Raw genomic sequence first — 12845 nt, 5'->3', positions numbered from 1 at the left:
ACCATGCGGACTCTGTGCGCGGCCACCCTGGTCGCCGAAGCGATGATCATCGGTTTCGCCGGGCTGGCCGCCATGGAGCTCTCCGGTCTGTCCGCGGCCACGGTGTGGGCGGTCAGCGGGCCGGCGATGCTGCTGTGCGTGGTGCTGTGCGGTGTGGTCAACCGCCCGTGGGGTGTCATGATCGGCTGGGTGTTGCAGGTCGCCCTGGTCGCCAGCGGTTTTGTGGTGCCGTTGATGTTCGTGCTGGGAGTGGCGTTCGGTGCGCTGTGGTGGGCGGCCGTGTACTACGGGCGTCGTATCGACATGATCAAGGCGGCCCGTGCGGCGGAGGGTGCCTAGCTGGTTCCCACGTCAATTCCCCCGCCGGGTAATGTCTTCCCACTTGCCGATTCCTCTTCCCCTTTCTAGGAGCCGCACGTGACCCAGCGCACCCTCGTCCTGATCAAGCCCGACGGTGTCCGCCGGGGGCTGATCGGTGAGATCGTTGGCCGGATCGAGCGCAAGGCCGACTGGCGGATCACGGCCATGGAACTCCGGACCTTTGATCGGGAGACGCTCGAACTGCACTATGCCGAACACGCCGGGAAGGACTTCTACGGCCCGCTGGTGGAGTTCATGGCGAGCGGGCCCAGCGTGGCTATGATCGTTGAGGGGGCGCGGGTCATTCCTGGTGTGCGGGCACTGGCCGGGGCCACCGACCCGATCGCCGCGGCCCCCGGCAGCATCCGTGGGGACTACGGGGTGGAGGTGCGGGAGAACCTGATCCACGCCTCGGACTCGGAGGAGTCCGCCGAGCGCGAGGTGAAGATCTTCTTCCCCGGGCTGGTCTGACCGCGGGTCGTCAGTCCGACCGGATCGTGCCCGAGCCGACCGACCCCTGCCTGTCTGACGGCTGGCCGGGTGAAGCCGGTTGTCACACGGGGGGACGGCCACCTGGCCCAGCGACCGCGCCCCACGGGTGCCGCGCTGGGCCAACGGCACCAATCGTCCCGACACGGCGTCACCAATACAGGGGACGATCAGTCCTTAAGCTGACAATTGCAGCGGCACCCGCCAATGCCCGCCCGGACAGGCGTGATTACCATGGAATCCCGGTCCCAGGACCGAATGCTCTCCTCCTCACACGCCTGCCGCCCTCATCGCTTCAGCTCGGGAAGGCTTCCGCATACCCATGGCGAACAACATGTCGTTCATCGGCCGTGACATGGCTGTTGACCTCGGGACCGCCAATACGCTGGTGTACGTCAGAGGCCGCGGTATCGTCCTCAACGAACCGTCCGTCGTCGCCATCAACACCAATACGGGCGGCATTCTGGCGGTCGGCGCCGAGGCGAAGAAGATGATCGGTCGCACGCCCGGCAACATCGTGGCGATCCGGCCCCTCAAGGACGGTGTGATCGCTGACTTCGAGATCACCGAAAGGATGCTGCGCTACTTCATCCTGAAGATCCACCGCCGGCGCTACCTCGCCCGCCCCCGGGTGGTGGTGTGCGTGCCGTCCGGGATCACCGGGGTGGAGCGTCGCGCCGTGATCGAGGCGTCCTCGCAGGCGGGGGCGCGTACCGTGCACATCATCGAGGAGCCGATGGCCGCGGCGATCGGGGCCGGGCTCCCGGTGCACGAGGCGACCGGGAACATGGTGGTGGACATCGGCGGCGGCACCACCGAGGTGGCGGTGATCTCCCTGGGGGGGATCGTCACGGCGCAGTCCATCCGGGTGGCGGGGGACGAGCTGGACAACGCGATCATCCAGCACATCAAGAAGGAGTACTCCCTGCTGCTCGGTGAGCGCACCGCCGAACACATCAAGATGACCATCGGATCCGCGTTCGACGTCGGAGACGACGACGAGCACACCGAGATCCGGGGCCGTGACCTGGTCAGCGGACTGCCCAAGACGGTGGTGATCTCCGCGGCCGAGGTGCGCAAGGCCATCGAGGAGCCGGTCAACGCGATCGTCGACGCGGTCAAGACCACCCTGGACAAGTGCCCGCCCGAGCTGTCCGGGGACATCATGGACCGGGGTATCGTGCTGACAGGCGGCGGCGGCCTGCTGCGTGGCCTGGACGAGCGGCTGCGCCGGGAGACCGGCATGCCCATCCACACCGCCGAGGTTCCGTTGGACTCCGTGGCCCTGGGTGCGGGCAAGTGCGTGGAGGAGTTCGAGGCGTTGCAGCAGGTACTCGATTCCCAGCCCCGCCGATAGAACATTGGCCTGACCTGGCGAAACCATCCGCTGGGAGGGGCCGTTCCATCTAGGGCAGGACACTGCTGACCGGGCACCGGCACCAAGGGCCGAGCCGGTCCGACGAGGAAGGCACTGCCGCGCACCGTGAGGGACACCCGAGAGAGCCGGCTGCTGTTGGTGCTGCTGGTCGCCATCGCGTTCGCGCTGATCACCGTGGACATCAGGGGCGGTGAGGAGTCCCCGCTGAACGGAGCGCGGTCGGCCGCCGCCTCGGTGTTCGGCCCCGCGCAGGAAGGGGTCTCCTCGGCGATCGACCCGATCAGCGACGCGATCACGGCGGTCCGCGATTCCGGGGACCGGGCCGACCGGGTCGCCGAACTCGAGCGGGAGAACGCGGAACTGAAACAGCGGCTGAGCGGTGACGCGGCCGACAGCCGTCGCGCCGCGGAACTTGACCGGCTGTTGAACACCGCCGGCGCGGGCCAGTACCGCGTCAAGGCCGCACAGATCATCGGGATAGGAGCCGCCCAGGGGCTGTCCTGGACCGTCACCATCGACGTGGGCAGCGACGACGGCATCGACCGCGACATGACCGTGATCAACGGGGACGGACTGGTCGGCCGGGTCAGCACGGTGGGCAGGTCCACCGCCACGGTGGTGCTCGCCATAGACCCTGACTTCACCGTCGGCACCCGCCTGGAGCGGACCTCCGAGCTGGGGTTCGCCAAGGGGCAGGGCGACCGGCCGTTGCGGGTGCAGCTCCTCAACGGCAAGGCCAAGGTCCGCCCGGGCGACCGGTTGGTGACCTTCGGTTCCCAGGGCGGCAAACCGTTCGTCCCCGGGGTGCCGGTGGGACGGATCGTCGAGGTGGAACGGACCACGGGCAACCTCACCCGCACCCTGCTGGTCGAACCCTTCGTGTCGTTCACCAAGCTCGACCTCGTCGGAGTGGTCGTCGAGGCCCCGCGCAAGAACCCCAGGGACAGCGTGCTGCCTCCCAAGCCGAAGAGCGCGACCAAGGCCGCCAAGAAGAAGGCCCCCAAGAAGACCCCGGACACCTCCGGCACCGGAACCGCGCGCGATGGCACGGACCCGAACGCGTTGGACCCGGACGCCACCGGTACCGAGGGCACCGAGACCGGAGGAACCGGTGCCGAAGGCACCGACGCCGCCACTGACGGCACCGAGGCCGAGGGCACCGATCCCGAGGCCGACGGCTACTCGCCGGACGGCGTCCCACCGGACATCACACCGGACGGGGGCAGAACCGGCACCACCACTGCAGGTACGAGGAGAGGCTGACCGATGCTGATCGTCAACCGTGTCCTACTCCCCGCCGTCCTGCTCGCGGTCGCCCTGGTCATCCAGGTGAGCGCGCTGGCCAGGCTCCAGCTCCCCGGCGCCGTCCCCGACCTCACCATGCTGGTGGTGGTCGCACTGGCCATCGTCTACGGGCCGATGGCCGGATCGGTGGTCGGTTTCGCCGCCGGCCTGCTCACCGACATCTCCCCGCCCTCCGACCACGCCGCCGGCAGGTTCGCCCTGGTGCTCTGTCTGATCGGGTACCTCGCCGGGCTGGTCAAGCCGGAGAACGGGCAACTGCGTTCCATCGCCAAGCCGATGTTCGTGGTCGCCGCAGCCGCGGTGACCAGCACCCTGCTGCACGCCGGCGTCGGTTCCCTGGTCGGTGACACCGCCGCGGGTGACGTCGGACTCACCGGGCTCACCCTGTCGGCGCTCCTGTACGACCTGCTGCTCGCCCCGTTCGTGGTGCCCTGGGTGATGGCACTGGCCAGACGGCTGGAACGGGACCCGGTCGCGACCGGCGACAGCGGCGCCAGCTCCAGCGCCGCCTCCGGCTGGCTGTCCACCGCCAACGGCCGGGGCGGCCGGTTCACCAGCACGGGTCGGCTCAACGGCACCGGGAGGCTGCCCCGCAACGGCCGGTCCCGTTCCGGTCTGCTGCTCGGCAAGTCGGGACGGCGCCCGTGAGCAACATCCCGGAGACCGGCCGGACCCGGCGGGTGGCGATCCGCCTGGTCGCCATCCAGATCCTGGTGCTCTCCCTGCTGCTCACCCTCGGCGGCAGGCTGTGGTACCTCCAGATCCGCAACGGTGAGCAGTACACGGAAGAGGCCTCCCGCAACCACGTCCAGGAAGTCGTCACCCCGGCGGTCCGCGGGGCCATCCTGGACGCCAACGGCGTTCCGCTGGCGGACAACGAGAACCGCCTGGTCGTCTCCGCCGACCGCACCGAGCTGCTGAAGCAACCGGACGACGGCGAGGCGGTGCTGGCCCGCGTGGCCGGGGTGCTCGGGATGAAGGAGAAGGACGTCACCGACAAGGTGCGGCTGTGCGACGCGCAGACCCCGCAGCCGTGCTGGAACGGATCGCCCTACCAGCCCATCCCGATCAGCGACGAGGCCACGAGCCAGCAGGCCCTGCAGATCGTCGAACGCCCCGACCAGTTCCCCGGGATCACCGCGGAACCCACCGCGGTGCGACGCTACGGCAAGCCGAAGGGCGCCAAGACCGCCCAGGTCCTCGGCTACCTCTCCCCGGTCTCGGACGAGGAGATCGCCGAGCGGGAGGCGTCGGGCAAGCCCCCGCTGCTGCGTTCCGACCAGATCGGCCGTGCCGGCCTCGAGCGCACCTACGACAGCGAGCTGCGCGGCACCGCGGGGGTGACCCGGCACGAGGTGGACAACCTCGGCAGGGTCATCGGCAAGGCCGGAAGCACCCCGGCCAAGCCCGGCTCCACCGTGGTGACCAGCATCGACTCGCGGGTCCAGGCCCTTGCCGAGAAGGAACTGGTCCAGGCCATGAAGGAGGCCCGCACCCAGTTCGACCACAACACCGGCCGCAACTACAAGGCGGACTCGGGCGCCATCGTGGTGATGGAGGCCAAGACCGGGAGGGTGGTCGCCATGGCCAGCGCCCCCACCTACGACCCCAACGTCTGGGTGGGTGGGATCGACGCTGACGAGTACCGGAAGCTGACCGGGGAGAAGTCCAACTACCCGCTGCTCAACCGGGCCACCCAGGGGCAGGCGGCCCCCGGGTCGATCTTCAAGGTGGTGTCCACCGCGGCGGCCGTGCGCGCCGGCTATCCCCTGGACGGCCGGTACGACTGCAGCTCGGCCTTCGACATCGAGGGTCACAGCTTCAAGAACTTCGAGTCCCAGAGCTACGGCCCGATCTCCCTGGGCCGCGCCCTGGAGGTCTCCTGCGACACGGTCTTCTACCGGCTCGCCTACCAGGAGTGGAAGAAGGACGGCGGGAACGACCCCAAGAAGCCCAAGGACTGGTTCTTCCGCACCGCCAAGGACTTCGGTCTCGGCTCGGCGACCGGCGTGGACCTGCCCTCCGAGGCCGACGGCCGGATTCCGGACCGGAAGTGGAAGAAGGACTACTACGACCTCAACAAGGACGCCTGGTGCGAGCAGGCGAAGTCCAAGAAGGACGACTACGGCACCGCCATCGCCCGGGAGAACTGCGCCGAGGGCTTCCGGATGCGCGCGGGTGACACGGTGAACTTCTCCATCGGGCAGGGCGACACCCTGGTGACGCCGATCCAGATGGCCAGCATCTACGCGGCGATCAGCAACGGCGGCACCATCTACGAGCCGGCCGTGGGCAAGGCGGTGATCAGCCCCGACGGCGCCCGGGTGAAGGAGCTCAAGCCCAAGGTCAAGGGGAAGTTGCCGATAAGCCGCAAGACCCGTGACTACATGGACGAGGCACTGGCCGGCGTGGCCACCCGGGGCACCGCTGCCTGGCGGTTCGGCGGCTGGCCCCAGGCCAAGATCCCCATGCACGCCAAGACCGGTACCGCCGAGGTGTACGGCAAGCAGACGACCTCCTGGTTCGCCACGTACACCAAGGAGTACTCGATCGTGATGACGATCTCCCAGGGAGGCACCGGCTCCGGCGCCTCCGCGCCCGCGGTGCGGAAGATCTACAACGCGCTCTACGGCGTGGACGGGGGCGGCGGCGTCAACAAGAAGAACGGGCTGCTGCCGAAGCCGAAGACCGAGCTGCCGAAGATCAACAAGGACGGCACCATCCAGCAGGCCGACCTGGACAAGAAGCGACGCTCCTGGCGGGACACCAAGACGCCGTCCGCCCCGACGAGCACCCCCGGCGCGGGCACGACGGACCTCGACGACGCGCTGCCCCCCAGCAGCAGCGACCAGGCGCTGGCCCCCGCCGGCGGGTCCGGCGCGGTCCCGCCGGTGCTCGCCGCCCTGCCCGCAGACCGCCCCCACCGTGTCCAGCACGCCCGGAAGCGCCCATGACCAGCACCGGCTACTCCGTCGCCCGGTACTCCCCGCCCCGCTCCTCGCTGGGCCGGCTGCTCGCCCGTGACTCCTGGCTGTGGCGCATGGACTGGGTGATGGTGATCGCCGCCCTGATGCTGTCCGGCCTGGGGACCGTGCTGGTGTGGTCCGCCACCCGGAACCGCACCGAGCTCACCCACGGTGACCAGTACTACTTCCTGTTCCGCAACGTGGTCAACGTGGTGATAGGGCTGGTCCTGGCCGGTGCGGTCATGGCCATCGGGCACCGCCGGCTGCGCAGCGCGGTCCCGGCGTTCTACATCCTGTCGATCCTGCTGCTCGGGGCGGTGCTCACTCCCCTGGGCACCACCATCAACGGCGCGCACGCCTGGCTGGTGGTCGGCGGCGGCTTCACCATCCAGCCGGCGGAGTTCGCCAAGATCACCATCATCCTGGGGATGGCGGTGCTGCTGGCCACCAAGGTGGACACCGGCGACCGGGAACACCCCGACCACCGCACCGTCCTGTACGCCCTGGCGCTGGCCGCGCTCCCGATGGGCGTGGTCCTGCTGATGCCGGACATGGGTTCGGTCATGGTGATGGCCATCGTGGTGCTGGGGGTGCTGCTGGCGTCCGGCGCCTCCAACCGGTGGGTGGTCGGCCTGATCGGCACCGGTGTGGCGGGGGCGGTGCTGATCTGGCAGCTCGGCGTCCTGGACGAGTACCAGATCAACCGGTTCGCGGCGTTCGCCAACCCGGCCCTCGACCCCGCGGGCGTCGGCTACAACACCAACCAGGCCAGGATCGCCATCGGCTCCGGCGGGCTGCTGGGCAAGGGGCTGCTGCACGGCAGCCAGACCACCGGGCAGTTCGTCCCCGAACAGCAGACCGACTTCATCTTCACCGTCGCCGGGGAGGAACTGGGCTTCGTCGGGGCCGGCGGGCTGATCCTGCTGATCGGCGTCGTGCTCTGGCGGGCCTGCGCCATCGCCCGGAACGCCAAGGACCTCTACAGCACGATAGTGGCCGCGGGGGTGGTGTCCTGGTTCGCCTTCCAGGCGTTCGAGAACATCGGGATGGCGCTGGGCATCATGCCCGTGGCCGGACTTCCGCTGCCGTTCGTCTCCTACGGCGGGACGTCGATGTTCGCGGTCTGGATAGCGGTGGGGCTCCTCCAGTCCATCCGCCTGCAACGCCCCGTCTCCGCGTGACCGGGAGCAGGTCCCGCCGCGGTGCCCGGTACGCGTGCCTCCGGCTCCCCCTGGCGGCCACCCGTGCCCCCCGGGGGGAGCCGGAGGACGTCGTCGGTGACCCGCTCGGCGGGTTAGGGTTGGGGACCACACTCCCCACCCGCTCACGAGAGACACAGCGATGCCTGTCGAGTCGGTCTTCCCGCGCCTGGAAGCGCTCCTCCCGCACGTGCAGAAGCCCATCCAGTACGTCGGGGGCGAGCTCAACTCCACGGTCAAGGACTGGGACTCCTGCGACGTCCGCTGGGCGCTGATGTACCCGGACGCCTACGAGGTGGGCCTGCCCAACCAGGGCGTCATGATCCTCTACGAGGTGCTCAACGAGCGCGACGGAGTGCTGGCGGAGCGGACCTACAGCGTCTGGCCCGACCTCGAGGCGCTGATGCGGCAGCACGGCGTGCCCCAGTTCACCGTGGACGCCCACCGCCCGGTCGGCGCGTTCGACGCGTTCGGCGTCAGCTTCTCCACGGAGCTGGGCTACACCAACCTGCTCGCCGCCCTGGACCTCGCCGGCATCCCCCTGCGCGCCGCGGACCGCGGGCCCGACGACCCGATCGTGATCGCCGGTGGGCACGCCGCGTTCAACCCCGAGCCGATCGCCGACTTCCTGGACTGCGCCGTGGTCGGCGACGGGGAGCAGGCGGTCCTGGAGATCACCGAGGTGATCCGGGCCTTCAAGGCGGAGGGCCGGCCCGGTGGGCGCGAGGAACTGCTGCTCCGCCTGGCCAGGACCGGTGGGGTGTACGTGCCGCGGTTCTACGACGTGGAGTACCTGCCGGACGGCCGGATCGGCCGGGTGGTGCCGAACCGCTCCGGCGTGCCCTGGAGGGTCGCCAAGCACACCGTGATGGACCTGGACCAGTGGCCCTACCCCAAGAAGCCCCTGGTGCCGCTGGCGGAGACCGTGCACGAGCGGATGTCGGTGGAGATCTTCCGGGGCTGCACCCGGGGGTGCCGCTTCTGCCAGGCGGGCATGATCACTCGTCCGGTGCGGGAGCGTTCGATCACCGGGATCGGGGAGATGGTGGACCGGGGCCTGAAGGCGACCGGTTTCGAGGAGGTCGGGCTGCTCTCGCTCTCCTCGGCCGACCACTCCGAGATCGCCGACATCACCAGGGGCCTCGCCGACCGGTACGAGGACGACAAGATCGGCCTCTCCCTGCCGTCCACCCGGGTGGACGCCTTCAACATCGACCTGGCCAACGAGCTGACCAGGAACGGGCGCCGGTCCGGGCTGACCTTCGCCCCCGAGGGCGGGTCCGAGCGGATTCGCCGGGTCATCAACAAGATGGTCTCCGAGGAGGACCTGATCCGCACGGTCGCGACCGCCTACGGCAACGGCTGGCGCCAGGTGAAGCTGTACTTCATGTGCGGCCTGCCCACCGAGACCGACGAGGACGTGCTCCAGATCGCCGAGATGGCCAAGAAGGTGATCGCCAAGGGGCGTGAGGTCTCCGGCCGCTCCGACATCCGCTGCACGGTCTCCATCGGGGGCTTCGTGCCCAAGCCGCACACCCCGTTCCAGTGGGCGCCGCAGCTCGGCGCGGAGGAGACGGACGCCCGGCTGGAGAAGCTGCGCGACGCGATCCGTGCGGACCGCAGGTACGGGCGGTCCATCGGGTTCCGCTACCACGACGGCAAGCCGGGGATCGTCGAGGGCCTGCTCTCCCGAGGCGACCGCCGCCTGGGCCGGGTGATCCAGGCCGTGTACGACAGCGGCGGGCGCTTCGACGGCTGGCGCGAGCACTTCTCGTTCGACCGCTGGATGGAGTGCGCCGAGCGGGTGCTGGCCGACGAGGTGGTGGACGTCGCCTGGTACACCACCCGGGAGCGGGGCTACGAGGAGGTCCTGCCCTGGGACCACCTCGACTCGGGTCTGGACAAGGACTGGCTCTGGGAGGACTGGCAGGACGCCCTGGAGGAGGTCGAGGTCGAGGACTGCCGGTGGACCCCGTGTTTCGACTGCGGCGTGTGTCCCCAATTCGACACATGGCCACAACTGAGCCCCACGGCGGGTAAGAGCCTGCTCTCCCTGACCCTCATCAACACCGGTAGGGAGGGGAAGTGAGCAGGTCAGGGAGGCCGTTACCTGCCCCTGAGCGGGCCCGTGAGGCGGTAGCCGAGGCCCTGGCCAAGCTGTCCGAGAATGAGCGGGAGCAGGCCGTACAGGCGCTCTCTCGGATGGGTGCTCGACGTATGGAACGAACCCCTGCCCCCGCTCCTCGTACGCCGCTACCGACAGAGACAGAAGCGTCCCGAGTGTCCGTCTCCGCCTCAATCGAGTGGGTGTAGCCGGACCCCTGTCCACATGCAGGAAAGAGCCCCGACCTCCCCGAGTCGTTCATGACCCGGAAGAGCTGGGGCTCTGTGTGTTGGCGCTGCTGTGTGGTCGACAGGGGCTCTGTGCTGTACGCAGGGACCCCGCTTGCCGGTGGGTGACAGACGGGGTCTCGAAGGTGAGCCGGCTACGGAGGGTCGACGCTGGCCAGTGCGGAGAGTGATCGGCGCGCCAGAGCCTCACAGCTCGACAGCGAACGCGTCCTCCTTGATGACGAGCCGGTCTCGCGCATCCTTGGGGAGGAGGACTCGAAGGCTCACGTCCGGGGCACGCTGCCCCTTCACCTTCGTGCGGGTCACCTCGCACTTGATGCCGACTCGACGGGTGTCCTCTTCCAGCGCTTCGAGCCCTCCCGACTCCCAGCGTTCGCGCCACGTCTCGCCGTTGTGGACGTTCTCCCATCTGTCTTGAAGGGTCACAGGGTCGACGGCATCCAAATCCTTCAAGAGCTTGTCCAGCGTCGCCTGAGCCTGCTCCCGAGCGAACGCTGAAGGGGCGTACCGTCCTCCCGGTTCGAGCTCCTTCATGTAGTACGCCGCCGACTCCTTCAGCCGCTTCACTTCCGACCGCGCCTCCGACGCCTCGGCGTACTCGCGCACCTGCACGGGGAAGCTGCCGAGAGCTTTCAGGAGGCGTTGCGAGAGAGCGAGGTAGAGGGCATCGGGGGCAGGGACGCCGAGCCCTCCGCTCTTACAGTCGGTGCACCGCATGTAGGAGTAGGAGCGCCCCTTGTTCGAGGTCTTCTTGACGAGCATGTGTCCCTTGCAGTCCGCGCACACGATGACCCCCAGGAAGCGGGTCGCCCCTCCCGGCTGCCGAGTCGGCTGTTTCCTCGATCGGCCGTCGAGCACCGCCTGAAGAGAGTCGAACTCCTCCTGAGTGAAGATTTCCGGAGCGACCCATATCGGCTTGCCCTGCCTGTCGAGCACGAACCGAGAGCGGCGCACTCCTCCGTTCTTGTGCTCCTCGGTGCGGTAGCCGAGCGTGGCAGGGTTGCGGAGACGGCGGAGGAGAGTCGTCGTCGTGAGCCCTTCGCTCATGAGTCCCGAACGAACCATGCACCGGACCATGAACCGAGCCGACCGACCGCGCAGAGCCATGCGCCGAGCCCAGTGCAGAGCCGTGCGCGCGTCGGGGTCGACGGCCAGCCGGGGGCGTCCATCCTTTCCCTCTTCCGTGACGTAGCCGTACGCAGGCTTGCCGACGAGCCACGCATCCTGAGTCTTGGCGTACTCCCACAGGGACGTGACGCGGGTCGACGTGTTGCCCGCCTCGATCTCCGCGATACCGCCGATGACCGTAACGAGAACCTTGCCGATGGTCGTAGACAGGTCGATCGGGTCGTTCTTCGATACGAGGTTCTTCCCGTATCGCTCCGCCCACTGGACCATGACCGAGAGGTCCGACAGGTTGCGGATGAAGCGGTCCAGCTTCCAGAAGAGCAGAGCATCGAACTCAGGTGCTCGGTCGTTCAGCCACTCGCCGAGGCTCTTGCGCTTCCACGGCGGAACCTTCGTTGCCGAGACGTTCAGGTCCGATGCGACGCCGACGACCCGAAACCCCTTCTCCCTGGCGTGTAGGCGTAGGTCGAGCTCCTGCCGGACGGGGGACGTCGTCTCGTCGGTGAACACGGACAGGCGGACCGAGAGCAGGGCTCGGGGGGCGTCCTCGGGGAGCAGGGCCTCGGCCTTCTTCAGCTCCTCCAGTAGCGCCAGGTCTGCCGGTGTCCACTCGGCCTCGACGTCGTACGCAGCCCGCTCGGCCGCCGTTGCTCGCTTGCTCTTCGTTGCCATGACCAGCAGGCTACCGGTTGTGGCTATGTTTCACTCTGTCCACAGATAGACACTTCCATCCACGGTAGGAAGCTGTTGCCGCTCACCGTGTCGAACTCCGTGGCGGGGGCCACCACCGACTCGTGAGGCCGTGCCTCCGGGGGCGCCGTCCGCAGCCCGGTGGCACGCCACAGCGTCCGGTCGCGGGGCCCTGCCCGTGGGGTGAGCGCGTCGGCGCCGAGGCATCGGCGGGATGCTCGGCCCCGACGCGCCGGTCTTCCGTGACGGACCCGCCGGGTGGCTCAGCCCACACACCCCGGTACGGGGTTCAGGCTGCCCGCGCAGTTGGTGGGAGTGTTCCCGCGGACCCGGCTGGACTCCAGGAGCACCGCGATGCCGGAGTTGAGGATGCCTCCCGGCGCGGCGTCCGCGGTGTTGTCGTTGATGTTGCTCCGGAACACCCGCGTGGTGCCGAGGATGTTCGCCAGGCCCCCTCCCTTGCCGGCGTGGTTCTCGACGACGTTGCTGCTGAGGACCTGGAGGCGACCGCGGCTGGCGATCCCGCCGCCCAGGCTCTGGGCGGTGTTGTCGATGACGCGGCTCGAGGCCACGGTCATGGTCGCGTCGTTGGAGATGCCGCCGCCGTTGACGATGGCCTGGTTGCCCATGATGTTGCTTGAGGTGATCTCGGTGACGGCGCTCTTGGTGGTGCCGATGCCACCCCCGACCAGGGCCCTGTTGCCGGTGATGTTGCCCGCCGTGAGGGTGAGTCGGCCGTGGTTGAGGATGCCGCCGCCGATGAAGTTCGGGGAGTCACCGCCGGAGATGGTGACCGCGTCCAGCGCCAGGCTTCCGCGGACGGTGAGGATGGTGAAGGAGGGGGCGGTGGTGTCGCGGGTGATGGTGGATCGGTTGGCGTCGATGACCAGGCGTCCGGTGATGTCGGGTAGGGGTGTGGTGAGGGTGTAGGTGCAGCCGGGGCGGAGGGAGAGGCTTCCGCCGCCGGCGTTGTTGGCG

The 12845-nt window shown here is 68.9% G+C and carries 10 protein-coding genes; 8 read left to right on the top strand and 2 right to left on the bottom strand.

Features of this window, described 5'->3' with window-relative positions; genetic code table 11:
- Positions 1-3: 3 nt before the first annotated feature.
- From A3IG_RS0121145 to A3IG_RS0121110, 8 genes are all read left to right on the top strand, one after another.
- On the top strand, positions 4-339 hold the full coding sequence (locus A3IG_RS0121145; RefSeq protein WP_018385591.1) for a DUF4233 domain-containing protein: 336 nt from the start codon (positions 4-6) through the stop codon (positions 337-339).
- A gap of 78 nt (positions 340-417) precedes the next feature.
- On the top strand, positions 418-831 hold the full coding sequence (gene ndk / locus A3IG_RS0121140; RefSeq protein WP_018385590.1) for a nucleoside-diphosphate kinase: 414 nt from the start codon (positions 418-420) through the stop codon (positions 829-831).
- Positions 832-1183: 352 nt separating this feature from the next.
- Positions 1184-2206: a rod shape-determining protein gene (locus A3IG_RS0121135; RefSeq protein WP_026220501.1), complete on the top strand. Its 1023-nt coding sequence runs from the start codon at positions 1184-1186 to the stop codon at positions 2204-2206.
- Positions 2207-2332: 126 nt separating this feature from the next.
- Positions 2333-3490 (top strand): rod shape-determining protein MreC, encoded by a 1158-nt coding sequence (mreC, locus tag A3IG_RS0121130; protein WP_018385588.1) that lies wholly within the window; start codon positions 2333-2335, stop codon positions 3488-3490.
- Positions 3491-3493: 3 nt separating this feature from the next.
- The gene (gene mreD, locus A3IG_RS0121125) at positions 3494-4180 is read left to right on the top strand and encodes a rod shape-determining protein MreD (protein ID WP_018385587.1); all 687 of its coding nucleotides are present in this window, start codon (positions 3494-3496) and stop codon (positions 4178-4180) included.
- Positions 4177-6486 carry a penicillin-binding protein 2 gene (gene mrdA, locus A3IG_RS0121120; protein WP_018385586.1) on the top strand — a complete coding sequence of 770 codons (2310 nt, stop codon included), beginning with the start codon at positions 4177-4179 and terminating at the stop codon, positions 6484-6486. Before mreD ends, mrdA begins: the two co-directional genes overlap by 4 nt.
- The gene (gene rodA, locus A3IG_RS0121115; protein WP_018385585.1) at positions 6483-7679 is read left to right on the top strand and encodes a rod shape-determining protein RodA; all 1197 of its coding nucleotides are present in this window, start codon (positions 6483-6485) and stop codon (positions 7677-7679) included. The genes mrdA and rodA overlap by 4 nt, the downstream gene beginning before the upstream one ends.
- A gap of 160 nt (positions 7680-7839) precedes the next feature.
- On the top strand, positions 7840-9786 hold the full coding sequence (locus tag A3IG_RS0121110; RefSeq protein ID WP_018385584.1) for a TIGR03960 family B12-binding radical SAM protein: 1947 nt from the start codon (positions 7840-7842) through the stop codon (positions 9784-9786).
- A gap of 449 nt (positions 9787-10235) precedes the next feature.
- Here the strand turns inward: A3IG_RS0121110 and A3IG_RS0121105 are convergent, their stop codons facing one another.
- Together A3IG_RS0121105 and A3IG_RS34365 are read right to left on the bottom strand one after the other, a co-directional pair.
- Positions 10236-11849, bottom strand: coding sequence for a recombinase family protein (locus A3IG_RS0121105; RefSeq protein ID WP_018385583.1), 1614 nt, complete (start codon positions 11847-11849; stop codon positions 10236-10238).
- Between the two features lie 281 nt (positions 11850-12130).
- A partial coding sequence (locus tag A3IG_RS34365; RefSeq protein ID WP_018385582.1) for a hypothetical protein occupies positions 12131-12845 on the bottom strand: 715 nt, incomplete at its 5' end.

Origin of the sequence: Wenjunlia vitaminophila DSM 41686 (assembly GCF_000380165.1) — a bacterium.
Lineage (GTDB): Bacteria > Actinomycetota > Actinomycetes > Streptomycetales > Streptomycetaceae > Wenjunlia > Wenjunlia vitaminophila.
The sequence above is the reverse complement of the archived record's forward strand: the minus strand, read 5'-3'. Positions and strand labels throughout refer to the sequence as shown.

Bases quoted from the DNA above. Each gene is read 5' to 3' on its own strand.
- A3IG_RS0121105 (WP_018385583.1), bottom strand. From the start codon at position 11,849: ATGGCAACGAAGAGCAAGCGAGCAACGGCGGCCGAGCGGGCTGCGTAC.
- mreD (WP_018385587.1), top strand. From the start codon at position 3,494: ATGCTGATCGTCAACCGTGTCCTACTCCCCGCCGTCCTGCTCGCGGTC.
- A3IG_RS0121135 (WP_026220501.1), top strand. From the start codon at position 1,184: ATGTCGTTCATCGGCCGTGACATGGCTGTTGACCTCGGGACCGCCAAT.
- A3IG_RS0121145 (WP_018385591.1), top strand. From the start codon at position 4: ATGCGGACTCTGTGCGCGGCCACCCTGGTCGCCGAAGCGATGATCATC.
- A3IG_RS0121110 (WP_018385584.1), top strand. From the start codon at position 7,840: ATGCCTGTCGAGTCGGTCTTCCCGCGCCTGGAAGCGCTCCTCCCGCAC.
- rodA (WP_018385585.1), top strand. From the start codon at position 6,483: ATGACCAGCACCGGCTACTCCGTCGCCCGGTACTCCCCGCCCCGCTCC.